Genomic DNA, 22,073 nt, shown 5'->3' with positions numbered 1-22,073 from the left:
GTCCGCCCATGTCCTACCAGGTCAGCCCCGTCGGCATCCTGCGTTCCTGCTTCCGGGAGAAATTCGCCATTCCGCGCCAGCCCCACCTGGCGCCGGCTGCCCGCGGGGTGCTGGAGCTGCTGCCGCCGTTCGATCAGCCGGAAGCGGTCGATGGCCTGGAACAGGTCAGCCATGTCTGGCTGCTGTTCCTGTTCCATCAGGCACTGGAAGACACGCCGCGCCTGAAGGTGCGACCGCCACGCCTGGGCGGCAACCGCAGCCTCGGCGTGTTCGCCACGCGCGCCACGCACCGCCCCAACGGCATCGGTCAGTCGGTAGTGCGACTGGACAAGGTGGAGCCAGGGCGGTTGTGGCTGTCCGGCATAGACCTGCTGGACGGCACGCCGGTGCTGGACATCAAACCCTACGTACCCTACGCCGACAGCCGGCCCGAAGCGGTGAACGCCATTGCCGCCGACGCGCCCGCCACCATCGAAGTGCGTTGGACGCCCGAAGCGCGCCAGCAGGCCGAATGGCACGGGCAGCGCCTGGCGGAACCGCTGGTGGCGCTGATCGAGCAGTGCCTGGCACAGGACCCCCGCCCCGCCTACCAGCAGCCCCAGCCCGAACGGCGTTACGGCGTGGGCCTGTGGGACGTGCAGGTGCGCTGGCATTACCCGCAACCAGGACTGATCCGGGTGCTCGAGGTGGTACCCACGGCGTAGCGACTACGCTTGGGGGGCAACCCGTTTCCGGAGGATGTCCCCATGCCCGTGCTGCTGCAGATCGACTTTCCCTACCCCGGCCCCTGGGGCGCGAAAATGACCGCCGACTTCCGCCACATGGCGGAGAACATCTCGGTCGAGCCGGGCCTGAAGTGGAAGATATGGACGGAGAGTCGCGAGCTGGGCGAGGCCGGCGGCATCTACCTGTTCGAGACGCTGGATGCGGCGGAGATGTACCTGGAGAAACACCGCGAGCGGCTCGCCGCCGAAGGCTTCGTGAAGATCAACGCCAAGCTGTTCGAGGTGAACGTGGAGCTCTCGGCGCTGGATCGCGCCCCGCTGTAGGCGGGCGTAGCGGCCCTCGGCGAGGGCCGCCGGGTCCGTCACTTCTCGACGAAGGCACGCTCGATCAGGTAGTCGCCGGGCTCGCCCATGCGCGGGGAAACCTGCAGGCCGAAGCTGTCCAGTACCTGGCTGGTTTCCTCGAGCATGCTCGGGCTGCCACAGATCATCGCGCGGTCATCCTGCGGATTGATGGGCGGCAGGCCGATGTCGGCGAACAGCTTGCCACTGCGCATCAGGTCGGTCAGGCGGCCCTGGTTGCGGAACGGCTCGCGGGTCACGGTGGGGTAGTAGATCAGCTTCTCGCGCACGGCATCGCCGAAGTACTCGTTCTCCGGCAGTTGCTGGGTGATGAAGTCTTCGTAGGCCACTTCGCTCACGTAGCGCACGCCGTGCACCAGAATGACCTTCTCGAAACGCTCGTAGGTCTGCGGGTCCTGGATCACGCTCATGAACGGCGCCAGGCCGGTGCCGGTGCTCAGCAGATACAAGTGCTTGCCGGGGCGCAGGTCATCGAGGACCAGGGTGCCGGTCGGCTTCTTGCTGATCATGATGCTGTCGCCTTCCTTCAGATGCTGGAGGCGCGAGGTCAGCGGGCCGTTTTCCACCTTGATGCTGAAGAACTCCAGCTGCTCCTCGTAGTTGGGGCTGGCGATGGAGTAGGCGCGCATCAGCGGGCGGCCCTCCACTTCGAGGCCGATCATCACGAACTGGCCGTTCTCGAAGCGCAACCCGGGGTCACGGGTGGTCTTGAAGCTGAACAGGGTTTCGTTCCAGTGATGAACACTGAGCACACGCTCGACGTTCAGATTGCTCATGGTCTTCCTCGAAGTGATGCCGACAGCCAGGCGGGCAGGAATGCGCGGGATTCTAGCGACGCCACAAATATCTGTTAAATTGATTATCGAGATAACACTTATTGGTTATATAGATATGCGCTTCACATTGCGGCAAATGGAAGTCTTCGTGGCGGTTGCCCAGCACGAGAGCGTGTCCCGTGCAGCCGAATCGCTGGCCCTGTCCCAGTCGGCGGCCAGCACCTCGCTGACCGAGCTGGAACGCCAGTTCGACTGTCAGCTGTTCGACCGCCTGGGCAAACGCCTGAAACTCAATGCCCTGGGCCACACCCTGCTGCCCCAGGCGGTGGCGCTGCTCTCGCGGGCGCAGGAAATCGAGAGCCTGCTCAACGGCAACACCGGTTTCGGCTCGCTGGAGGTGGGCGCCACCCTGACGGTCGGCAACTACCTGGCCACCCTGCTGCTCGGGCGCTTCCTGCAGCGTCATCCGGAATGCCGCGCGGCCCTGCACGTGCACAACACCGTGCAGATCGTGCAGATGGTCGCCCATTTCGAGCTGGATCTCGGCCTGATCGAGGGCGACTGCCAACACCCGGACCTGGAAGTCACTCCCTGGGTAGAGGACGAGCTGGTGGTGTTCTGCGCCCCCAGCCACCCGCTGGCGCGCCGCGGCCAGGCCACGCTGGAAGACCTGCGCGGCGAGGCGTGGATCCTGCGCGAAAAGGGCTCGGGGACGCGCACCAGCTTCGACCGGGCGCTGCGCCAGCAGCACGGCAATCTGAACGTGCGCCTGGAGCTGGAACATACCGAGGCGATCAAGCGCGCGGTGGAATCCGGGCTGGGCATCGGCTGCATCTCGCGCCTGGCCCTGCGCGATGCCTTCCGGCGCGGAAGCCTGGTGGCGGTGGAGGTGCCGGAGCTGGACCTGCGCCGGCAGTTCTGCTTCGTCTGGCATCGCCAGAAGCACCAGAGCGCGGCGATGCGCGAATTCATCGAGCAGTGCCGAGAGCTGACCGAAGGCGTGACCCGCAGCGACCTGATTCAGCTGCCGCCGGTCGCCTGAGGCGAGGAGTCGCCGGACTACTGTCCCGGCAGGGTTTCCAGCTGCTGCAGCAACAGCGCCGCCTGGGTGCGGGTACGCACGCCGAGCTTGCGGAAGATGGCGGTGACGTGGGCCTTCACCGTGGCCTCGGAAACGTTGAGCTGGTAGGCGATCTGCTTGTTCAGCAGGCCTTCGCAGACCATGGTCAGCACCCGGAACTGCTGGGGCGTCAGGCTCGCCAGGCCGGCGCTGGCCTCGCGCTCCTCGGCGGAGACGGCCACCGGCTCCTCGCCGAGGTTCGGCCACCACACATCGCCATCAAGGACCGCACGCACGGCTTCCTGGATGGTTTCCAGGGAGCTGGACTTGGGGATGAAGCCGCTGGCGCCGAACTCGCGCGAGCGGGCAACCACAGCGGCCTCCTCCTGCGCGGAAATCATCACCACAGGCACCTGAGGGTATTGGCCGCGGAGCAGCACCAGACCGGAGAAGCCATAGGCGCCGGGCATGTTCAGATCGAGCAGCACCAGATCCCAGTCGGACTTGGCCGAGAGCTGGGCTTCCAGCTCGGCAATGCTGGCCGCCTCCACCAGCCGGGCCTCGCTACCCAGTCCGAGCGAAAGAGCCTGGTGCAGTGCGCTCCTGAACAGCGGGTGATCATCAGCAATGAGAATGTCGTAGGCAGCCACTGCAAGTCCCTATTTTTTATGCTGGTTCGGGCAGGCGGGAAGCATGCCGCCCCCGGGGGGAGTGGTCAAGCGTCACACTTTGCGGCAAAGTTTGCGCCTTTTTTTTCGAGATGTCCGTATGCAATCCAAAGCCCTGCGCGCCGATTTGTTGATGCTGATCACTGCCATGATCTGGGGAACCGCCTTCGTCGCCCAGCGCGTGGGCATGGACAACATCGGACCCTTCCTTTTTACCGGCCTGCGCTTCCTTCTGGGGGCGCTGGTGCTGATGCCCCTGCTGCTTCTGCAACGGCGATCGCTCGGCCAGGTCCGGGGGCCGGGTTTCGCACACCGGCCACTGTTGCTGGGCGGTGTGCTGATGGGCCTGGCCCTGACTGTGGGCATCAACCTGCAGCAGGTCGGCCTGCTGTTCACCTCGGTGACCAACTCCGGCTTCATCACCGGGCTGTACGTGATCGTGGTCCCGCTACTCGGCCTGTTCATTGGCCAGCGCGCCGGATTGGGCATCTGGCTGGGCGCGCTGCTGGCCGTGTTCGGCATGTTCCTGCTCAGCGTAGGCGAGGACTTCCAAGTGGCCTCCGGCGACTGGCTGCAACTGGCCGGCGCCTTCGTCTGGGGCGTGCACGTGCTGCTGGTGGGCTTCTTCGCCAGCCGCTACGACCCGCTGCGCCTGTCCATCCTGCAGTTCCTGGTCTGCGCCGTGGTCAGCCTGCTGCTGGCCCTGGCGCTGGAGCCGATCGTCTGGGCATCCATCGTCGCCGCCGCGCCGGCCGTACTGTATGGCGGCTGCTTCGCGGTCGCCGTCGGCTACACCCTGCAGGTGGTGGCGCAGAAGGACGCGATTCCCTCCCACGCGGCCATCATCCTGTCACTGGAGGCGGTGTTCGCCGCCATTGCCGGCTGGCTGTTCCTGGATGAAAGCCTGACCCTCAAGAGCTACCTGGGTGCCGCCATCATGCTGGCCGGCATGCTGCTGGCGCAGCTCTGGCCGCACCATAAGCCGCAGCAAGGCATCGCCGGTACGGCCGACGCCCGCTAGCGTTCGCGCAGGCGGCGATGCAACGCATCATCGGGGTTCACCCCCCGGTGATGCTTGGCCGCCAGGTAATGCTCGGTGAACAGCTCGAAGTGGTCGCCCAACGCCTCGGCGGCCGCCGAATCCCCGGACAGTTCCAGGCACAGCGCCGCCACCTCGGCGGTGCACAGGTGCTCCGCGCGCGTCGAACGGCGCAGCCGGTAGCGTGACAGCTGCTCCGGCTGCAGGCTGAGCACCGGCAGGTGGTCCAGATACGGGCTCTTGCGGAACATCTTGCGCGCCTCGGTCCAGGTGGCATCCAGCAGGATGAACAGCGGTCGCTTGCCGGGCTGCGGCTCCACCGCCTCGACCACCCTGCCCGGCTCGGCATATTCACCGGGGAACACCACGTAGGGCTGCCACTGGGGATCGGCCAGCAACGCTTCCAGGCGTGCATCCACATCCACCCGCGACCAGCCGTAGGCAAAGGTGTCCGGCACCACGTCGGCGATCAGCCAGCCGGTGTTGGTCGGCTTGAGCGCCTCGATGTCGTGCATCACCAGACACATGCCGGCCTGGGTCGCGACGTGCGGCGTCCAGGGACAAAGGCAGTATGCGGGGGCGACCCGGCAGCGCGGGCAGCGCTCGATGCGCGAGCCGCGCGCGACGAAGGGTTTCAGGCTGCGCGCCAGGCGCTCGGCGCGCAGTCGGGCTACGGCATGCATGGGTGGGGGTCGGCTATCGCTGGGTTCGAAGGGCGCGCAGTCTACCAGATGGTGCCGAACGCCCGTTGTCCGCCCGGGTCGAATGAGCGGGTCCGGTCGAGGAGCTGTGCGATGCCTGTCCTGCTGATGGTTCTGCTGCTGGCCGCGTGGTTGCCTGCCCTGGCCGCCACGCCTGCGGAGGAGCGCCTGATCCGCGATTTGCAGCGCATTGCCCGCGACAGCAACCAGGGCACACCGCGGGCGATCAGTCCGGACATCACCGACCAGGGCTTCACCGTGGACGGGCGCACGCTGATCAACCACCTGAGTGTGCGTCCGGCGCATGCCGAACAGATGCGCCGCAATCCGGCCGCGGTGAGGCGCCAGCTGGCGACCAGTGTCTGCACCAATGCCAACTTCCGCCTGCTGCTGTCCCACGGCGCCGTGCTGCGCTACCAGTTCAGCGAGGACAGCAGCAACTGGCCGGTGGCCAGCGAAAGCTTCATGGCCGAGGATTGCGCCGATCGGCAGGAGGGGCGTTAGCCGCGCGGCCAAAAAGCATCGCGGCTGACCGCTCCTGCAGGTCGTGCATCAGTTCGGGCGCAGCACCTGCGGATCGCCCTTGCCGGCCAGGGTCGCCGCTTCCTCGCTGGTCAGCAGTGCGGTACGCGGCATGTTCAGCACCCGGGCGCAGGAGGCCAGCACGTTGGCCCAGGTGCTGCGGTTGGCGAACAGCATGCCGGGCTCGTCGAAGGTGCCGCCGCGGTTGCGGTAGCCCAGCACGCCGCTCAGGCGGGTGTCCGGGAACAGCGGCCAGAGTACCCCGCGCGCCACTTCCGGGCGCATGTGGGTGAGCAGGATGCGCCGCGGGTGACTTTCCGGGAACAGCTGCTCGAACAGCTCGGCGTCGGCCATGGCCTCCAGTTCCCAGGAATCCCTGGGCGCGCGGAAGCGTCCCGGTTCCTGCAGATAGACCAGCCGATAGGCGCAGTCCGCTTCCTTGAGGCGTTGGCAGGCGCGCAGCATCTCGCCCAGCTGGTAGCTGCCATTGGCGATCAGCAGCAGCGGATCGTTGCCGGTAACCTCCTCGACGACGATGGCGCCGTCACGGGCCAACTGCTCGGCCTGGGCGCGACTGAAGTAGGTCGGCCGGTCACGCTTGGGAATGACCATGCAGGCCAGTTGGCCACGCGATTGATAGATGCCGGGCAGCAGCGCCAGGGCGCTGTTGTGGTCGGCCGGGAACAGCACCCGGGACACGTCGCTCATCTCGCCCAGCAGCGCCTCGCAGAAAGTGGTGTCCTGGTGCGATTGCTGGTTCTTGCCGTTTTCCCAAGTGTGCGAGGTGGCCACCACCGGGAAGCCCAGCCAGCCGGCGGGGCGGCCGATTTCCTTCTGCTGGCGCGCATAGATCAGGCTCTGGCGCACCGCGCCAAGCATCTTCACGCAGAACGCCTCGTAGCTGGCCACCAGGTTCAGGCCGCCCTGGTTGGCCAGGCAGGCGGAAACCACGGCCTCCTCGTTGAGGGCGGTGATGATCTTGCCGTCCACCGCCTCCAGCTCGCCTTCCGGCTCGCTGACCCGGTGCTTGAGCGCCTTGAGCACACCGCCCAGGCGGTTGCTGGCCAGCTCGTCCGGGTTGCCGACGCGCGGGCGCAGCTGCGGGTTGGCGGCGGTCAGGTCGACGAAGAAGCGATCCAGCGCGGTCATCGGCGAACAGGTGTCGTCGCGGTAGTGCAATTCGGGGATCGTCGGGGTCGCCGGATGGCGCACTGCCAGGGCGTGGTCGCGCTCCAGCGGGCGCTGGCCACGTGCGGCGAACAGTGCGCGGACCTGGTCCAGCTCGTCGAAGGGCACATGCAGCGGCGCGGCATGCGCGTTGAACAGCGCGCGGGCGGCTTCGTCGCGGGATGGGTTGCCCGGCAACGGCAGGTTGTGGGCCGCGTTGCTGGCCGCGCCGTAGAAACCGAAGCCCTTGGTGGTTTCGGCGATGGCATAGGGAATCGGCAGCGGGTAGCGCAGGATGCCCCGGTTCTTCTCGTCCACGCGGCGCGCCAGGCGCTGCTCCATTTCCCACAGAGTGCAGACGAAGGCGGCCGGGTCGCGGCCGTCCAGGCGCATGGGGTCGAAGCCGCAGCGGCGCAGGTGCTGGACGAAGCCTTCCAGGCCCTCGTGGGTGCCCAGCTCGGTGCGCTGCTCGATGCGCCGGCCGTTGGCGATCATCACCGGCAGGGCGGTGCCGCAGTCCTCGGCGCGCCACCAGCGCGGAATCCAGTCGCTGCCGCGCTGCTCTTCGGCGGCGCCGTCGGAGAGGAAGGTCACCAGCGTCTCGCCCGGCAGCGGCATGTGCGCGTACTGCAGCTCGGCAAAGCCCAGGTAGCCGCCCTCGGCGATGCCGCCGGCAGTGTGCGGGTTGACGTGGCTGCCCAGCGGCACGCCCGGCAGGCCCTCGGGGGTCTGCGCATAGCTGTAGAAGTCGGCAGCCAGACGGCTCATGCCCGCCTCGTCGAAGCTGTAGCGCTCGGCCTGCTCGGGGTGCTGGTTGCCCACCAGCAGGTTTATCGCCTCGATGGCGGCCACGCAGTGGCCCTGGCCCATCATCCAGCCGCGGGTCTGGCCGGTCAGCGCGTTCAGGCCCAGATAGCCGGCATAGGCCGGCACCATGTTCAGCGCGCCGCCGGTATGGCCTTCGGGCTGCGCCTTGAAATCGTCCTCGCCCAGCGGCGTACCGTCCAGGCGCACGCGGCGGGCGTAGGTCATGTGCACCACCAGCCACAGCCCGGCGGCGCTCAGCCGGTCCAGGCCCTGCAGCAGCCGGTATACGCTGGCCAGGTCCGGCTGCAGGCCGGCCTGCACCAACTGATGGGCCATCCGGAAGGCCGCTGCGCGGGTTTCATCGCTGTGCGTGAAGGGACCATAACCCTCGCTCCAGCGGGCGAATTCCGGCTCGTTCCGGGCATGCTCGGCCAGCTCGGCAGGGCTCGGCAGAAGTTGATGCATGGCAACAGGCTCCGTCATCTCGTCAAGTTCGGTTAGTGTAAGGGGCGCCCGCGCCGGAGGGGCTGACATGTATCAAGACCGCCCGGCCTCGCTCCGCACAGACTGTAACCCTGTAGGCAAGGAATAGGTTCACATCATGGCTTTACTCAGTTTTCTCGGCGCCATCCGGCAGGTCACCGGTTCCTGCTACCTGCTGGAAACCCACGAAGGCAAGCGTGTCCTGCTTGAGTGCGGCATGCACCAGGGCAGGCGCGAGGAGGAAAGCAACAACCGGCGAGCCTTTCCCTTTCGTCCGAAAGACATCGACGCGGTGGTGATTTCCCACGCCCATATCGACCATAGCGGACTGCTGCCGCGCCTGACCAAGGAAGGCTATCGCGGCCCGATCTTCGCCACCGAGGCCAGCTGCGCGCTGCTTGAGCTGATGCTGCACGATGCCGCGCACCTGCAGGAAAAGGACGCCGAGTGGGAGAACAAGTGGCGCGCCCGGCGCGGCCAGAAGCCCATCGCCCCGCTGTACACCGGCGATGACGCCGACCAGGTGCTGCGCCAGTGCCGACCGCTGAGCTACCAGCAGAGCGAGGAGGTGGTGCCCGGCGTGCGCCTGACCTTTCACGACGCCGGCCACATCCTCGGCTCGGCCATCGTCCAGCTGGATGTCAACGACCTGGGCCGCACTCGGCGCCTGGTGTTCTCCGGCGACCTGGGCAACGACTGCACGCCGCTGATGCGCAGCCCGGCGGTTCTCGAACAGGCCGACGTGCTGCTGATGGAGTCCACCTACGGCGACCGCGACCACCGCTGCAGCGACGACACGCTCGAAGAATTTCTCGGCGTCCTGCAACAGGCCCACAAGGATGGCGGCAACGTGCTGATCCCGGCCTTCGCCATCGGCCGCACCCAGGACCTGATCTACCACCTGGGGCGCTTCTACCACGAAGGCCGCCTGCCGCAGCAGGCGGTGTTCCTCGACAGCCCGATGGCGATCCGCGCCAACGCCATCTACAGTCGCTACCTCGAACAGCTCGACCCCGTAGAACTGGAGCGCCTGCGTGGCATGGGCGTGCACAAGGTCGCCGATCTGCTGCCGATCCTGCGCTCGACGGCCACGCCCGAGGAGTCCATGGCCATCAACCGAGTGACCAGCGGCGCGATCATCATCGCCGGCAGCGGCATGTGCAACGGCGGACGCATCCTGCACCACTTCAAGCACAACCTCTGGCGCCCGGAATGCCACGTGGTGTTCACCGGCTTCCAGGCGCGCGGCACCCTGGGTCGCGCCATCGTCGACGGCGCCGACCGCGTGCGCCTGCTGCACCAGCAAATCATGGTCAAGGCCAAGGTACACACCCTGGGCGGCTTCTCCGCCCACGCCGGCCAGTCGCAACTGCTGAACTGGGCCAGCCATTTCAGCCAGCGGCCGGAACTGCACCTGGTGCACGGCGAGCTGGAAAAGATGCTGGCCCTACAGGGCGCGCTGCGTCATCGCCTGGGCTGGGAGGCCAGCATTCCCGAACCCGGCGACCGCATCGCCCTTTAACGGCCCCACCCGAATTCGCAACGGAGAGTTTCAATGGCTTTCGAATCGGACGATTACCTGTCCCGCCCGTTCCGCGCCAGCGGCATCGACCTGAGTGCCAAGGTGGATGAACTGACCCGCCTGATCGTGCCCGAGTCCAGTCCCAACCTGGAGCTGTACAAGGGCATGCTCACCACCGTGATGCGCATGGCGCAGGCCGACCGCAACCGCTGGGACGCCAAGATCATGGCCCAGACGCTGCGCGAGCTGGAGCGCTCGTTCAGCGTGCTGGACAAGTTCAAGCGACGCCGCAAGGTCACCGTGTTCGGCTCGGCGCGCACGCCGGTCGACCACCCGCTGTACGCCCTGGCGGTGAAGCTGGGCGAGCTGCTGGCCAAGCGCGACCTGATGGTGATCACCGGCGCCGGCGGCGGCATCATGGCCGCTGCCCATGAGGGCGCCGGGCTGGAAAACAGCATTGGCCTGAACATCACCCTGCCCTTCGAGCAGCACGCCAACGCTACGGTGGATGGCACCGATAACCTGCTGTCGTTCCACTTCTTCTTCACCCGCAAGCTGTTCTTCGTCAAGGAAGCCGATGCACTGGTGCTCTGCCCCGGCGGCTTCGGCACCCTGGACGAGGCGCTGGAGGTGCTCACCCTGATCCAGACCGGCAAGAGCCCGCTGGTGCCGGTGATCCTGCTCGACGAGCCGGGCGGTACCTACTGGCAGGACGCCATGGGCTTCATGCAGCGCCAGCTGCTGGGGCATCGCTACATCCTGCCCAGCGACATGCACCTGATGCGCCTGGTGCACAGTGCCGAGGACGCGGTGGAGGAAATCGCCCGTTTCTACGGCAACTACCATTCCAGCCGCTGGCTCAAGGGGCAGTACATCCTGCGCATGAACCACGCCCTGAGCGACGCGGCGCTGGGCCGCCTGCACGAGGAGTTCGCCGACCTGTGCCTGAGCGGCGGCTTCGAACAGCAGGACGGTTGCCAGACCGACGAGGACGACGCCGAGCTGTGCCGCCTGCCGCGCCTGGTGTTCACCTTCAACGCCCGCGACCACGGCCGCCTGCGCGAGCTGCTGGATGTGGTCAACGACAAGGCGAACTGGGCCTGACGGCAGGCCCTCGCTCCCACAGGAACAGAACCGGCACCTTGTGGGAGCGAATTCATTCGCGAGCTTCTGGGCGACTAATCCCCCAGCCGCCACCCCGAAGTGATCGGGTAACGCCGGTCACGGCCGAAGCCGCGCTGGGTGATGCGCGGGCCGACGGCGGCCTGACGGCGCTTGTACTCGTTGAGGTCGACCAGGCGCAGCACGCGCCGCACCGTGTCGGCGTCGAAGCCCTCGGCGATGATGGCGTTGGCCGACAGGTCGTACTCGATGTACAGCTTGAGGATCTCGTCGAGCACCGGATAGGGCGGCAGCGAATCCTCGTCCTTCTGCCCGGGCGCGAGCTCCGCTGACGGCGGCCGGTCGATGACCCGCTGCGGGATGATCTCGCCCTGCCCCAGACTGTTGCGGTACTCGCACAGGCGGAACACCAGGGTCTTGGGCACGTCCTTGAGCACATCGAAACCGCCGGCCATGTCGCCGTACAGCGTGCAGTAACCGACCGCCACCTCGCTCTTGTTGCCGGTGGTCAACACCAGGCTGCCCTTCTTGTTGGAGATCGCCATCAGCAGCGTGCCGCGACAACGCGCCTGCAGGTTCTCCTCGGTGGTGTCGCGACCCAGCCCGGCAAACACAGGTGCCAGGCCAGCCATGAAGGCCTCGACCATCGGCGCGATGGGCAGCACGCGATAGGTGACGCCCAGGGTGCGCGCCTGCTGTTCGGCGTCCTCCAGGCTCATCTGCGCGGTGTAGTGGTAGGGCATCATCACCGCCTCGACCCGCTCGGCGCCCAGCGCGTCCACCGCCACCGCCAGGGTCAGCGCCGAGTCGATGCCGCCCGACAGCCCCAGCACCACGCCCTTGAAACCGTTCTTGGCCACGTAGTCGCGCACGCCGACCACCAGTGCCTGGTAGACGCTGGCCTCCAGCTCCGGCAGCGGCGCCGGATGGCTCTGGTGCACCGCCACGCCGGTGCCGTCCCAGCGCAGGTCCGCCGGGAACAGGCATTCCTCGTACATCTGCGCGCGCTGGCAGACGCGACCATCGGCATCCACCACGCAGCTGCCGCCATCGAACACCAGCTCGTCCTGGCCACCCACCTGGTTCACATAGACCACCGGCATGCCACCCTCGCGGGCGCGCTGGGCGAGGATCTCCTCGCGCTCGCGCTGCTTGTCGAGGTGGAACGGCGAGGCATTCAGGCTGAGCATCAGCTGCGCGCCGGCCTCGCGCGCCTGGGCCATTGGCTCCGGGAACCAGATGTCCTCGCAGATGCTGACGGCCACCGGCACGCCCTTGATGTCCACCACGCAGGCCTCTTGGCCCGGCTCGAAGTAGCGCTTCTCGTCGAAAACCCGGTAATTGGGCAACTGCTGCTTGTAGTAGGTGGCCAGCAGCTCGCCGTCGGCGATCACCGCCGCCGCGTTGTAGCGCTTGTCGTCTTCCAGCCAGGGATAACCGACCACCAGGTAGATGCCGCGCACCTCGTCGCGCAGACGGCGCAGGCCCGCCTCGATGCGCAGCTGCATGCTCGAGCGCAGCAGCAGGTCCTCCGGCGGATAACCGCACAGCGTCAGCTCGGGAAACAGGATGACGTCCGCCTGACGCTGATCGCGGGCGCTGATTGCCGCCTCGATGATGCGTTCGACATTGCCGTGGATATCACCCACGCGCAGGTTCAGCTGGGCCATCACGACCCGCAGGGTTTGGCTCATGGCCGTCTCCATCCAAAGATCCCGGCACCGGCCGGCGCCGTGGCCGGCATTGTCCCGCAACGCCGGCCCTGGAAACAACGCACAACGTGGCCATTGGCCGCTGTGCCTGCACCTTCAGCTTGGATACACTTCACGCCTTCCGCGTTCATCGAGAAAGTTCATGGGTCTGGTTCGCCTGTTGTTGTTCGTTGCCCTGCTCGTCGCGGCCTTCTGGCTGTGGCGTCGCTACATCCGTCCCGCCCTGCGCGCACAGAAACAGACGCCGCCTTCTCCCGATCCCCGCCCCATGGTGCGCTGCGCCCATTGCCAGACGCATGTGCCGCAGTCCCAGGCGCTGCAGGACGGTGACCGCTGGTTCTGCAGCCAGGCCCACCTGGAACAGGATCGCCGTCAGCCGTGATTGCGCTTGGCGTCACGCTTGGCCTTGACCCCGGCCAACGGGCGCTACGCCTGTACCACTTCTATCGCCTGAGCGTCGGGTTGCTGCTGGTGCTGCTGATCTCCAGCAACCTGGACGACCGTCTGCTGGACCTGGCCCACGTGCGGCTGTTCCGCTTCGGCAGCTGGACCTACCTGATCATCAACATCGTCGCCACGTTGCTGATCCAACGTGCCCGGGGCAAGCAGTTCTTTGCCCTGGCGCTGCTCGACATCCTGCTGCTGGGGGCGCTGTTCTACGCCGCCGGTGGCATGCCCAGCGGCCTGGCCAGCCTGATGATCATCGCCGTGGCCATCGCCAACCTGCTGCTCAATGGCCGCAGCGGGCTGCTGATCGCCGCCGTGGCCGCGCTGTCCACCGTGCTCCTGACCTTCCAGCTGAGCCTCAGCCAGCCGGCGGCCAGCAGCCAGTTCATCCAGGCCGGCGCGCTGGGCGCCCTGTGTTTCGCCGTTGCGCTCACCGTGCAAAGCCTGGTCCGCCGCCTGCAGATCAGCGAACGGCTGGCCCGCCAGCGCGCCGACGACGTGGCCAACCTGGAAGCGCTCAACAGTCTTATCCTGCAACGCATGCGCACCGGCATCCTGGTGCTCGACCCACAGCATCAGGTGCTGCTGGCCAACCCCGCCGCCACGCAGATGCTCGGCCAGTCAGCCGCCGGCCAGCCCCTGGCGGATATCTGCCCCGAGCTGCTGGAGCGCCTTCGCCAGTGGAGCTACAACCCCACCCGCCGCCCGCAGAGCCTGTGCCTCGGCGAGGACGCACGCACCCTGCAGCCGAGCTTCGCCAGCCTGCAACACGGCCAGGCGCTGAACACCCTGGTGTTCATAGAGGACATTTCCGAGATCACCCAGCACGCCCAGGAAATGAAACTGGTCTCCCTCGGCCGCCTGACCGCCGGCATCGCCCACGAGATCCGCAATCCGCTGGGCGCTATCAGCCACGCCGCACAACTGCTGCTCGAATCCGAGGAGCTGCCGCCGCCCGACCGACGCCTGGCGCAGATCGTCCAGGACCAGTCGCGGCGCATGAACCACGTGATCGAGAACGTGCTGCAGCTGTCGCGGCGCCGCCAGGCCGCGCCGCAGCTGCTGGACCTCAAGTACTGGCTGCACCGTTTCGCCAGCGAATTCCGCCAAAGCGCTACATCCGAACAGCAGTTGCACCTGCAAACCGCCAGCGGCAGCATCCAGACCCGCTTCGATCCCCATCAACTGACACAGATCCTCAGTAATCTGGTGCAGAATGGCCTGCGCTACAGTGCCCGGCACAACCCGCAGGGCCAGGTGTGGATGCGCCTGTACCGTGATCCGGACAGCGACCTGCCGGTGCTGGACGTGCTCGACGACGGTCCCGGCGTGGGCAGCGACCAGCAACTGCACATCTTCGAACCCTTCTTCACCACCGACAGCAAGGGCACCGGGCTGGGCCTGTACATCTCCCGCGAACTCTGCGAGAGCAACCAGGCCCACCTCGCCTACTACCCGCGCCCCGAGGGGGGTAGCTGTTTCCGAATCACCTTTGCCCATCCCCGCAAGATGAGCTGGACGCCAACGCCCAGCCTTAACAACAAGAGCCAGACCAGTCCATGAGTCGCCAGAAAGCCCTGATCGTCGACGACGAACCCGATATCCGCGAGCTGCTCGAGATCACCCTCGGGCGCATGAAGCTCGACACCTGCAGTGCGCGCAACCTCAAGGAAGCCCGCGACTGCCTGGCCCGCGAGCGGATCGACCTGTGCCTGACCGACATGCGCCTGCCGGACGGCACCGGCATGGAGCTGGTGCAGTACATCCAGCAGCGTCACCCGCAGGTGCCGGTAGCCATGATCACGGCCTACGGCAGCCTGGACACCGCCATCAATGCCCTCAAGGCCGGTGCCTTCGACTACCTGACCAAGCCGGTGGACCTGGCTCGCCTGCGCGAGCTGGTGAACACTGCGCTTCGCCTGCAGGCCGCCCCGGCCGAGCGCCCGGTGGACACCCGCCTGCTCGGCGATTCGCCGCCCATGAAGGCCTTGCGCCGGCAGATCGAAAAACTCGCGCGCAGCCAGGCGCCGGTGTACATCAGCGGCGAATCGGGCAGCGGCAAGGAGCTGGTGGCACGGCAGATCCACGACCTGGGGCCGCGGGCCGACCGGCCGTTCGTGCCGGTCAACTGTGGCGCCATCCCCAGCGAGCTGATGGAGAGTGAATTCTTCGGCCATCGCAAGGGCAGCTTCACCGGTGCCATCGAGGACAAACAGGGCCTGTTCCAGGCCGCCAACGGAGGCACCCTGTTCCTCGACGAAGTGGCCGACCTGCCGCTGGCCATGCAGGTCAAGCTGCTGCGCGCCATCCAGGAAAAGGCCGTGCGCCCGGTGGGTGGCCAGCAGGAGATCGCGGTGGACGTGCGTATCCTCAGCGCCACCCACAAGGACCTGGCCGCCGAAGTCGCCGCCGGACGTTTCCGCCAGGATCTGTACTACCGCCTCAACGTCATCGAACAACGCGTGCCGCCCCTGCGCGAGCGCCGCGAGGACATCGGCCTGCTGGCCGACAGCATGCTGCAGCGCCTGGCCGAAGGCAGCGGCCAGCCCCCGCGCCTGCATCCGGACGCGCTGGAAAAACTGCGCGGCTATCGCTTCCCGGGCAACGTGCGCGAACTGGAGAACATCCTCGAGCGCGCCTACACCCTCTGCGAGGCCGATGCGATCCGCGCCAGCGACCTGCGCTTCGCCGACGCCCCCGCCGCGACGGACCCCGTCGGCGGCAGTCTGGCCCAGGTGACCGACCTGGAAGACTACCTGGAAACCATCGAGCGCACCCTGATCCTCCAGGCCCTGGAGGAAACCCGCTGGAACCGCACCGCCGCTGCCCAGCGCCTGGGCCTGACCTTCCGCTCGATGCGCTACCGGCTGAAGAAGCTGGGGCTGGACTGAGGTTCACTCCATTCTGGTGGGGTCGGGTCGCCCGTCGGATCGGCCCTTGAATTGCGCCAAACCAGGCTCATATGGAATGCAGGCCCGGACTGTTCAGCGAGCGGGCCGCATCCCACCGACAGAGGAGGCTCCAGCATGAAATCACTGATGACACGCGGAAACCTGTTCGATGAGTTCTTCAAGGAGTTCGCATCCCCCGGCTACTTCGTCCAGCCGCTGCACGGGGACGCGCTCCCCTCCCCCTCGCAGATCAAGGTCGACGTGAAGGAGACCGCCGAAGGCTACAACGTCGAGGCGGAGATTCCCGGCGTCAGCAAGGACAACATCCAGGTGTCCGTGGAAGGCAACCAGGTCAGCCTGCGCGCCGAGGTCCAGCAGCTCGACGAGCAGAAGGAAGGCGAGAAGGTACTGCGCTCGGAACGCTATTTCGGCTCGGTGTCGCGCAGCTTCCAGCTGCCGGCGGAGATTGACACGAGCCAGTGCAAGGCACGCTACGAGAACGGCGTGCTGAAGCTGAGCCTGCCGAAAAAGCAGAACGGCTCGTCCCAGCAGCTGACCATCGAGTAATTCCTTCCAGGCAGGCGCTTCGATCGGCGCCTGCCGCCTCTCCCGTCCTTCGACGTCCCCTGACTGCTCGGCTCGGGGCGAGCTTCTGCTACCCTGTCGCGCCTTTTTTCACGCTGTAGCTGTCCGCCATGAAACTTCCCAAGCTTCCCCTGCGCCTTGCCCCCTATGTGTTCGCCTTTTACATGTCTGGCCTGATGGCTGCGGTGATGACCTGCGTGATCACCGCGCTGAACCGCGGCCTCGGCGCGGGTTACCTGGAAACGGTGCTGAAGGTGTACGCGATGACCATGCCAGTGGCGTTCTGCAGCGTACTGCTGGTACGTCCCATCGTCGGCAAGCTGGTGGAATGGACGGTGCGCAAGTCGTAATGGACAACCCCGGCCTTGCGCCGGGGTGATTCGCTGCTCAGCCCTGGCGGCCTATGGCGCGCTCGATGCCGCGCTTGCAGGCCTGCAGCGCAGCGCGGAAGGCGTCCTGGTGATCACGGGCCCGCACCGTCGGCGCAACCACCGCAATGGCAAACATGCCCAGGTAGGTATCCACCGCCATGGCGCAGGAACTGATGCCGGGCACCACCTCATCGAACCCGCTGGCCCAGCCTTGGGCGCGTATGGCGCCCAGTCGCGCTCGCCACTCCACGTTCATGTCGCCGACCAGCGCTTCCACGCATTCAGGCGCTTCCAGGGCGAGCAACACCTGGCCGGAGGCGGTCTGCACCGCCGGGCCATGGGCGCCGATGGGTACCACCACCCGCAACTCCCGCTCGGCCACGATGCGCTCGATGATCTGCACCTGATCGTAGGAACGCCGGCACAGGCAGACCGTTTCGCCCAACTGGTCGGAGAGCTCCACCAGCAGGGGCCGGGTGTGGCTGATGATGTCGCACTGGGTCTTGTTGATCAGGTGCCCCAGCGCCGGGCCCAGGCGAAAGCCGCCGGCGGGTCCCATGGGCTCGACCAGCAGTTCCTCCTGCAGCGCGTTGATGATGCGCTGCACCGTGGAGCGCGGCAGCCCCACGCGCTGGGCGATGGCGGCCAGGCTGAGCCCCTGCGGGTTTTCGCCGAGGGCGCGCATGATGGCTGCGGAGCGTGCGATGACCTGGATCCCAGACTGCCGGCCGCAGTCCGAGGCCTCATCGGAAACATTCATGCTGGTTCACATACGGGTACTGATAGGGCGCCTACTGTAATAACCCTTCAGGCGTTCCGGCAAACCCTCGGCACAGAGCAGGCGGTTGACGCTCGGCCATCCGGGTCATTAAATTCCGCATCATGATACAGCGACCTGCATAGTGATACATGCTTGCGCCTCGGCGCTGCGATGTGAAGGAGCCGAAATGACCCGCCTGCTTTTCTCCGCCTCCCTGGCCACCACGTTGCTCGCGCCGTCGGCGTTCGCGCTGGACCTGTCCGCTGCCCTGGGCACCACCGCGCAGGGCGAGCTGACCTATCGCCTGGGCATGTCCCGGGACTGGAACCGGCAATGGCTGGCCAGCGAAACGGGGTCCCTGACCGGCTATTGGGATGCCGGCTACACCCACTGGTCAGCCGGCGAGCACCGCGCAGCGCATACCCTGTCCTTCAGCCCGGTGTTCGTCTACCAGTTCACCGGCGAAGGCGCCCGCCCGTTCATCGAAGCGGGTGTGGGTGTCTCGCTGTTTTCCAGCACCCGGGTCGGTCACCGCAACATGAGCTCGGGCTTCCATTTCGAAGACCGCCTGGGCGCCGGCGTGCAGCTGGCCAGCGGTACCCGCCTGGGCGTGCGGGCCATCCACTACTCCAACGCCGGCTTGAAGATGCCCAACGAGGGCATCGAGAGCTACGCGTTGTTCATCAGCCAGCCGCTGTAACGGCGTACGGCCGCGACGCGAAGCTGGCTATTTCGGTGCAGTGATTAGGCGCACAATAATTCGCACGCAAACAGATCAGCCGCCACGGATCGCCAATGAGAGTAAAGGCTTCACCCTTCTTCTGGGTCAGCTTCGCCATGGTCGTGGGTGTGATGGGCACCGCGCTCATCAGCCCGCTCTACGCCCTTTACCAGGACGCCTGGCAGCTCAAGGCCAGCGATATCTCGCTGATCTATGTGATCTACATGGCCGGCGCGCTCTGTGGCCTGCTGTTTCTGGGGCGCCTGCCCGATCGCCTGGGCTTTCGCCCCATGCTGCGGCTGGGGCTGATCCTCGCCCTGCTGGGCACCCTCATCACCCTCGCCGCCTGGGACCTGGTCAGCCTGTGCGCCGGGCGTTTCGTGGTCGGCATCGCGTCCAGCCTGCTGACCACCAGCGCCACGCTGGGCCTGGCCCGGCTGGTGCCGGCGCACCGCAAGCCGCGCCTGGCGATGATCACCAGCATCGTGATGGTGTTCGGCTTCGGCCTGGGGCCGCTGGTGGGCGGCCTGTTCGGGCAGTGGGTGCCGCATCCGCTGATCACCACCTACCTGCCCACCCTGGTGCTGTGCAGCCTGGCCCTGGGCATCTTCCTCCGCCTGGAACTGCCTGATGACGCCGGCCAGCCCTTCCAGTGGCGAGACGCCCTGCCGCGGCTGACCTGGCCCGCCCCCAGCGCTTCCTTCGCCTTCATCCTCACCAGTTGCCTGGCCTTCCTGGCCTTCGCCAGCTTCGGCCTGTACGCGTCCCTGTCGCCGCTCTTCCTTGACCAGCTGGTGCCCTGGCACGGCCCGGTGGCCAGCGGCACCGCCATCGCCGCGATCCTGTTCGGCTCGGCGTTTACCCAGATTCTCAGCGGGCGCCTGTCCACCCACTGGGGCGGCAGCCTGGGTTTGGTCGCACTGGGCGTGAGCAATCTTCTGCTGATGGCGAACCTGTGGGCGGGATCGGCCAGTCTGTTTGCCTTGGGTGTGGCGCTCACCGCCATCGGCCACGGCCTGAGCCAGCTGGCCGGCATGAACATGGTGGGCCGCATCGCCACGCCGGATACCCGCGCCGGCCTGTTTTCCAGCTACCTGGTGATCGGTTACATCGGCAGCATGGTGCCGATGATGGGCATCGGCTGGATTGCCGACCATTGGGGCATGAGCGCCGCCCTGTGCACCTTCTGCACCTTCGCCACGCTGATCGCGGTGACCGTCGCGGTGCTCTTCCAGCGGCATCCGCTGATGCAGCCGCCTCGTGAGTGACGGCCCCTCGGCCGCCAGACGAAGCATCATGCAAGCCGCATCGGCGGCCGGCCGGAAAGCGCCGACCGCCCCTGCGGTTACGCCGACAGCTTCTGACTGAAGGTGTCGGCGGGGTGGCCGACGTCCATGCGGTCGGCGTTCATCACCTTGTCCCAGGCCTTCACGAACTCACGCACGAAGAACGCATTGCCGTCGGCCGAGCCGAACACCTCGGCCTGCGCGCGCAGCTCCGAGTGGGCACCGAAGATGAGGTCCACGCGGGTTCCCGTCCAGGTGGGCTGGTGGGTCTTGCGGTCCCGGCACTGGAAGCGGTTCTTGTGCTCGGTCGCCATCCATTCGTTCTTCATGTTCAGCAGGTTGACGAAGAAGTCGTTGGACAGCGTGCCGACCCGCTGGGTGAACACCCCCTCCGAACCGCCGTCGGCGTTGGTGCCCAGTACCCGCATGCCGCCGACCAGCACGGTCATTTCCGGGACGCTGAGACGCAGCAGCTGCGCCTTGTCGACCAGCGCCTCCTCCGGGGACATGAAGTTGGCCTCGTGGTAGTAGTTGCGAAAGCCGTCGGCGACCGGGCGCAGGGCCTCGAAGGACTTGGCGTCCGTCCACTCCTCCAGGGCATCCATGCGCCCCGGGGTAAACGGCACCTTGATATCGACGCCGCCATCCCGCGCCGCCTTTTCCACCGCGGCACAGCCGGCGAGCACGATCAGGTCGGCCATGGAGACCTTCTTGCCACCGGTTGCCGAGGCGTTGAACTCGGCCTGCACCTGCTCCAGCTTCTGCAGCACACTGGCCAGCAGCGGCGGATTGTTCACTTCCCAGTCCTTCTGCGGCGCGAAGCGGATCCGCGCGCCGTTCGCGCCGCCGCGCTTGTCCGAGCCACGGAACGTGGCGGCCGACGCCCAGGCGACCGACACCAGCTGCGGCACGCTGAACCCCAGGCCCAGCAGCTTCTGCTTGAGCGCCTCGATATCCGCCTCATCCATCAGCGGGTGGTCGCACTCGGGAATCGGGTCCTGCCAGATCAACTGTTCCTGGGGCACCAGCGGCCCGAGGTAGCGACCACGCGGCCCCATGTCCCGGTGGGTGAGCTTGAACCAGGCCCTGGCGAAGGCGTCGGCGAACTCGTCCGGGTTCTGGAGAAAATGCCGGGAAATCTTCTCGTAGATGGGGTCCTCACGCAGCGCCAGGTCCGTGGTGAGCATGGTCGGCTTGCGCTTCTTGTTGGGGTCGAACGGGTCGGGCATGATCGCCGGCGCGTCCTTGGCTTCCCACTGCAAGCAGCCCGCCGGGCTCTTGGTCAGCTCCCATTCGAAATTGAACAGGTTCTCGAAGAAGTAGTTGGACCAGCGCGTCGGGGTCTGGCTCCAGATCACTTCCACACCGGAGGTGATGGTGTCGGCGCCGATGCCGGTCTGGAACTTGCTGCGCCAGCCCAGGCCCTGATCCTCGATCACCGCCCCTTCCGGCTCCGGCCCCAGCATGGACGGATCGCCCGCGCCGTGGGTCTTGCCGAAGGAGTGACCACCCGCCACCAGCGCCACGGTTTCGTAATCGTTCATGGCCATGCGCGCAAAGGTTTCGCGAATGTCGATGGCCGCGGCCCTGGGATCGGGCTTGCCGTTCGGGCCCTCGGGGTTCACATAGATAAGCCCCATCTGCACCGCCCCCAAACCCGGGTGTAGCTGGCGCTCGCCGCTGTAACGCTCATCGCCCAGCCAGGTGCCCTCCGGCCCCCAGAACAGTTCTTCCGGTTCCCAGGTGTCGGCGCGGCCACCGGCGAAGCCGAAGGTCTTGAAGCCCATCGACTCCAGCGCGACGTTGCCGGTCAGCACGAACAGGTCGGCCCAGGAAATGTTTCTGCCGTACTTCTGCTTGATCGGCCAGAGCAGGCGGCGCGCCTTGTCCAGCGAGGCGTTGTCCGGCCAGCTGTTGAGCGGCGCGAAGCGCTGCTGCCCGCCACCGGCGCCGCCGCGCCCATCGGTGATCCGGTAGGTGCCGGCGCTGTGCCAGGCCATGCGGATGAACAGGCCGCCGTAGTGACCGAAATCCGCCGGCCACCAGTCTTGGGAATCGGTCATCAGCGCGTGCAGGTCAGCGATAACCGCGTTCAGGTCGAGGGAGTTGAAAGCCGCCGCGTAGTCGAAGTCCCCGCCGTAGGGATTGGAGCGCGGCGAGTGTTGGTTCAGCGGGGTCAGGCTCAGGTTTTCCGGCCACCAGTCGCGATTGCCGCGGTGCCCCTTGTGCGGCTTTTCCTGGCCAAACGGGCAACCGCTTCCCGCGGCATTTCCTCCGGTTTCTACGTTCATGGATTCATCCTCCGCTCGGGATGCAAAGCGCATTGGTGATGTAGCGCGTAGGAA

21 protein-coding genes are annotated in these 22,073 nt (G+C 66.7%); 14 read left to right on the top strand and 7 right to left on the bottom strand.

Annotated features, from left to right (window positions below; genetic code table 11):
- Positions 1-8 precede the first annotated feature (8 nt).
- Positions 9-704 carry a tRNA (N6-threonylcarbamoyladenosine(37)-N6)-methyltransferase TrmO gene (tsaA, locus tag PT85_RS00630; protein ID WP_027590033.1) on the top strand — a complete coding sequence of 232 codons (696 nt, stop codon included), beginning with the start codon at positions 9-11 and terminating at the stop codon, positions 702-704.
- Positions 705-746: 42 nt separating this feature from the next.
- A complete protein-coding gene (locus PT85_RS00625; protein ID WP_027590034.1) occupies positions 747-1,049 on the top strand; it encodes a monooxygenase in 303 nt (100 codons plus the stop codon).
- Positions 1,050-1,087: 38 nt separating this feature from the next.
- Here the strand turns inward: PT85_RS00625 and fpr are convergent, their stop codons facing one another.
- Positions 1,088-1,864: a ferredoxin-NADP reductase gene (gene fpr / locus PT85_RS00620; protein WP_027590035.1), complete on the bottom strand. Its 777-nt coding sequence runs from the start codon at positions 1,862-1,864 to the stop codon at positions 1,088-1,090.
- A 115-nt stretch (positions 1,865-1,979) separates the two neighbouring features.
- On the opposite strand from fpr, the gene PT85_RS00615 reads away from it, so the two are divergent.
- Positions 1,980-2,906, top strand: coding sequence for a LysR family transcriptional regulator (locus PT85_RS00615; protein ID WP_039605664.1), 927 nt, complete (start codon positions 1,980-1,982; stop codon positions 2,904-2,906).
- A gap of 17 nt (positions 2,907-2,923) precedes the next feature.
- On the opposite strand, the gene erdR is transcribed toward PT85_RS00615, so the two are convergent.
- The gene (gene erdR, locus PT85_RS00610; protein WP_027590037.1) at positions 2,924-3,574 is read right to left on the bottom strand and encodes a response regulator transcription factor ErdR; all 651 of its coding nucleotides are present in this window, start codon (positions 3,572-3,574) and stop codon (positions 2,924-2,926) included.
- A 118-nt stretch (positions 3,575-3,692) separates the two neighbouring features.
- On the opposite strand from erdR, the gene PT85_RS00605 reads away from it, so the two are divergent.
- The gene (locus tag PT85_RS00605; RefSeq protein WP_039605663.1) at positions 3,693-4,613 is read left to right on the top strand and encodes a DMT family transporter; all 921 of its coding nucleotides are present in this window, start codon (positions 3,693-3,695) and stop codon (positions 4,611-4,613) included.
- On the opposite strand, the gene PT85_RS00600 is transcribed toward PT85_RS00605, so the two are convergent.
- Entirely contained in the window at positions 4,610-5,314 is a 705-nt protein-coding gene (locus tag PT85_RS00600; protein ID WP_039605662.1) for a tRNA-uridine aminocarboxypropyltransferase, read from the bottom strand. The two genes, PT85_RS00605 and PT85_RS00600, sit on opposite strands and share 4 nt — an antisense overlap.
- A gap of 111 nt (positions 5,315-5,425) precedes the next feature.
- Between PT85_RS00600 and PT85_RS00595 the strand changes: the two genes are divergently transcribed.
- Positions 5,426-5,836 carry a PA3611 family quorum-sensing-regulated virulence factor gene (locus tag PT85_RS00595; RefSeq protein WP_039605661.1) on the top strand — a complete coding sequence of 137 codons (411 nt, stop codon included), beginning with the start codon at positions 5,426-5,428 and terminating at the stop codon, positions 5,834-5,836.
- 48 nt (positions 5,837-5,884) lie between these two features.
- Here PT85_RS00595 and PT85_RS00590 read toward each other — a convergent pair whose 3' ends face one another.
- Complete coding sequence (locus PT85_RS00590; protein ID WP_039605660.1) at positions 5,885-8,293, bottom strand: phosphoketolase family protein; 2,409 nt, start codon at positions 8,291-8,293, stop codon at positions 5,885-5,887.
- A 136-nt stretch (positions 8,294-8,429) separates the two neighbouring features.
- Here PT85_RS00590 and PT85_RS00585 point away from each other — a divergent pair, with 136 nt between their 5' ends.
- Together PT85_RS00585 and PT85_RS00580 are read left to right on the top strand one after the other, a co-directional pair.
- Positions 8,430-9,833, top strand: coding sequence for an MBL fold metallo-hydrolase RNA specificity domain-containing protein (locus PT85_RS00585; protein ID WP_027590042.1), 1,404 nt, complete (start codon positions 8,430-8,432; stop codon positions 9,831-9,833).
- 33 nt (positions 9,834-9,866) lie between these two features.
- On the top strand, positions 9,867-10,937 hold the full coding sequence (locus PT85_RS00580) for an LOG family protein (protein WP_027590043.1): 1,071 nt from the start codon (positions 9,867-9,869) through the stop codon (positions 10,935-10,937).
- 74 nt (positions 10,938-11,011) lie between these two features.
- Here the strand turns inward: PT85_RS00580 and PT85_RS00575 are convergent, their stop codons facing one another.
- On the bottom strand, positions 11,012-12,649 hold the full coding sequence (locus tag PT85_RS00575; protein ID WP_039559941.1) for an NAD+ synthase: 1,638 nt from the start codon (positions 12,647-12,649) through the stop codon (positions 11,012-11,014).
- 160 nt (positions 12,650-12,809) lie between these two features.
- Here PT85_RS00575 and PT85_RS00570 point away from each other — a divergent pair, with 160 nt between their 5' ends.
- From PT85_RS00570 to PT85_RS00550, 5 genes are all read left to right on the top strand, one after another.
- Positions 12,810-13,049 carry a PP0621 family protein gene (locus PT85_RS00570; RefSeq protein WP_039605659.1) on the top strand — a complete coding sequence of 80 codons (240 nt, stop codon included), beginning with the start codon at positions 12,810-12,812 and terminating at the stop codon, positions 13,047-13,049.
- Positions 13,046-14,677, top strand: coding sequence for a sensor histidine kinase (locus PT85_RS00565; protein ID WP_052199690.1), 1,632 nt, complete (start codon positions 13,046-13,048; stop codon positions 14,675-14,677). Before PT85_RS00570 ends, PT85_RS00565 begins: the two co-directional genes overlap by 4 nt.
- Positions 14,674-16,005, top strand: a complete 1,332-nt coding sequence (locus PT85_RS00560) for a sigma-54-dependent transcriptional regulator (protein WP_039559938.1) — start codon at positions 14,674-14,676, stop codon at positions 16,003-16,005. Before PT85_RS00565 ends, PT85_RS00560 begins: the two co-directional genes overlap by 4 nt.
- Positions 16,006-16,140: 135 nt before the next feature.
- Positions 16,141-16,572, top strand: coding sequence for an Hsp20/alpha crystallin family protein (locus PT85_RS00555; protein WP_027590047.1), 432 nt, complete (start codon positions 16,141-16,143; stop codon positions 16,570-16,572).
- Between the two features lie 128 nt (positions 16,573-16,700).
- Positions 16,701-16,940: a DUF2798 domain-containing protein gene (locus tag PT85_RS00550; protein WP_037008699.1), complete on the top strand. Its 240-nt coding sequence runs from the start codon at positions 16,701-16,703 to the stop codon at positions 16,938-16,940.
- Positions 16,941-16,977: 37 nt separating this feature from the next.
- Here PT85_RS00550 and PT85_RS00545 read toward each other — a convergent pair whose 3' ends face one another.
- Entirely contained in the window at positions 16,978-17,721 is a 744-nt protein-coding gene (locus PT85_RS00545) for an IclR family transcriptional regulator (protein ID WP_027590049.1), read from the bottom strand.
- Positions 17,722-17,908: 187 nt separating this feature from the next.
- On the opposite strand from PT85_RS00545, the gene PT85_RS00540 reads away from it, so the two are divergent.
- Together PT85_RS00540 and PT85_RS00535 are read left to right on the top strand one after the other, a co-directional pair.
- Positions 17,909-18,421: an acyloxyacyl hydrolase gene (locus PT85_RS00540; protein ID WP_027590050.1), complete on the top strand. Its 513-nt coding sequence runs from the start codon at positions 17,909-17,911 to the stop codon at positions 18,419-18,421.
- Positions 18,422-18,516: 95 nt separating this feature from the next.
- Positions 18,517-19,710, top strand: coding sequence for an MFS transporter (locus tag PT85_RS00535; RefSeq protein ID WP_052237570.1), 1,194 nt, complete (start codon positions 18,517-18,519; stop codon positions 19,708-19,710).
- A 77-nt stretch (positions 19,711-19,787) separates the two neighbouring features.
- On the opposite strand, the gene katG is transcribed toward PT85_RS00535, so the two are convergent.
- Positions 19,788-22,019, bottom strand: a complete 2,232-nt coding sequence (gene katG / locus PT85_RS00530; RefSeq protein WP_039605658.1) for a catalase/peroxidase HPI — start codon at positions 22,017-22,019, stop codon at positions 19,788-19,790.
- Positions 22,020-22,073: the final 54 nt, after the last annotated feature.

The sequence above is a fragment of the Pseudomonas flexibilis genome (assembly GCF_000806415.1).
GTDB classification, from domain to species: Bacteria; Pseudomonadota; Gammaproteobacteria; order Pseudomonadales; family Pseudomonadaceae; genus Serpens; species Serpens flexibilis.
The sequence above is the reverse complement of the archived record's forward strand: the minus strand, read 5'-3'. Positions and strand labels throughout refer to the sequence as shown.

Bases quoted from the DNA above. Each gene is read 5' to 3' on its own strand.
- tsaA (WP_027590033.1), top strand. From the start codon at position 9: ATGTCCTACCAGGTCAGCCCCGTCGGCATCCTGCGTTCCTGCTTCCGG.
- PT85_RS00570 (WP_039605659.1), top strand. From the start codon at position 12,810: ATGGGTCTGGTTCGCCTGTTGTTGTTCGTTGCCCTGCTCGTCGCGGCC.
- katG (WP_039605658.1), bottom strand. From the start codon at position 22,019: ATGAACGTAGAAACCGGAGGAAATGCCGCGGGAAGCGGTTGCCCGTTT.
- PT85_RS00625 (WP_027590034.1), top strand. From the start codon at position 747: ATGCCCGTGCTGCTGCAGATCGACTTTCCCTACCCCGGCCCCTGGGGC.
- PT85_RS00580 (WP_027590043.1), top strand. From the start codon at position 9,867: ATGGCTTTCGAATCGGACGATTACCTGTCCCGCCCGTTCCGCGCCAGC.
- PT85_RS00615 (WP_039605664.1), top strand. From the start codon at position 1,980: ATGCGCTTCACATTGCGGCAAATGGAAGTCTTCGTGGCGGTTGCCCAG.
- PT85_RS00585 (WP_027590042.1), top strand. From the start codon at position 8,430: ATGGCTTTACTCAGTTTTCTCGGCGCCATCCGGCAGGTCACCGGTTCC.
- PT85_RS00605 (WP_039605663.1), top strand. From the start codon at position 3,693: ATGCAATCCAAAGCCCTGCGCGCCGATTTGTTGATGCTGATCACTGCC.
- PT85_RS00590 (WP_039605660.1), bottom strand. From the start codon at position 8,293: ATGCATCAACTTCTGCCGAGCCCTGCCGAGCTGGCCGAGCATGCCCGG.
- fpr (WP_027590035.1), bottom strand. From the start codon at position 1,864: ATGAGCAATCTGAACGTCGAGCGTGTGCTCAGTGTTCATCACTGGAAC.
- PT85_RS00545 (WP_027590049.1), bottom strand. From the start codon at position 17,721: ATGAATGTTTCCGATGAGGCCTCGGACTGCGGCCGGCAGTCTGGGATC.
- PT85_RS00575 (WP_039559941.1), bottom strand. From the start codon at position 12,649: ATGAGCCAAACCCTGCGGGTCGTGATGGCCCAGCTGAACCTGCGCGTG.
- PT85_RS00600 (WP_039605662.1), bottom strand. From the start codon at position 5,314: ATGCATGCCGTAGCCCGACTGCGCGCCGAGCGCCTGGCGCGCAGCCTG.
- PT85_RS00555 (WP_027590047.1), top strand. From the start codon at position 16,141: ATGAAATCACTGATGACACGCGGAAACCTGTTCGATGAGTTCTTCAAG.
- PT85_RS00595 (WP_039605661.1), top strand. From the start codon at position 5,426: ATGCCTGTCCTGCTGATGGTTCTGCTGCTGGCCGCGTGGTTGCCTGCC.
- PT85_RS00550 (WP_037008699.1), top strand. From the start codon at position 16,701: ATGAAACTTCCCAAGCTTCCCCTGCGCCTTGCCCCCTATGTGTTCGCC.
- PT85_RS00560 (WP_039559938.1), top strand. From the start codon at position 14,674: ATGAGTCGCCAGAAAGCCCTGATCGTCGACGACGAACCCGATATCCGC.
- PT85_RS00540 (WP_027590050.1), top strand. From the start codon at position 17,909: ATGACCCGCCTGCTTTTCTCCGCCTCCCTGGCCACCACGTTGCTCGCG.
- PT85_RS00535 (WP_052237570.1), top strand. From the start codon at position 18,517: ATGAGAGTAAAGGCTTCACCCTTCTTCTGGGTCAGCTTCGCCATGGTC.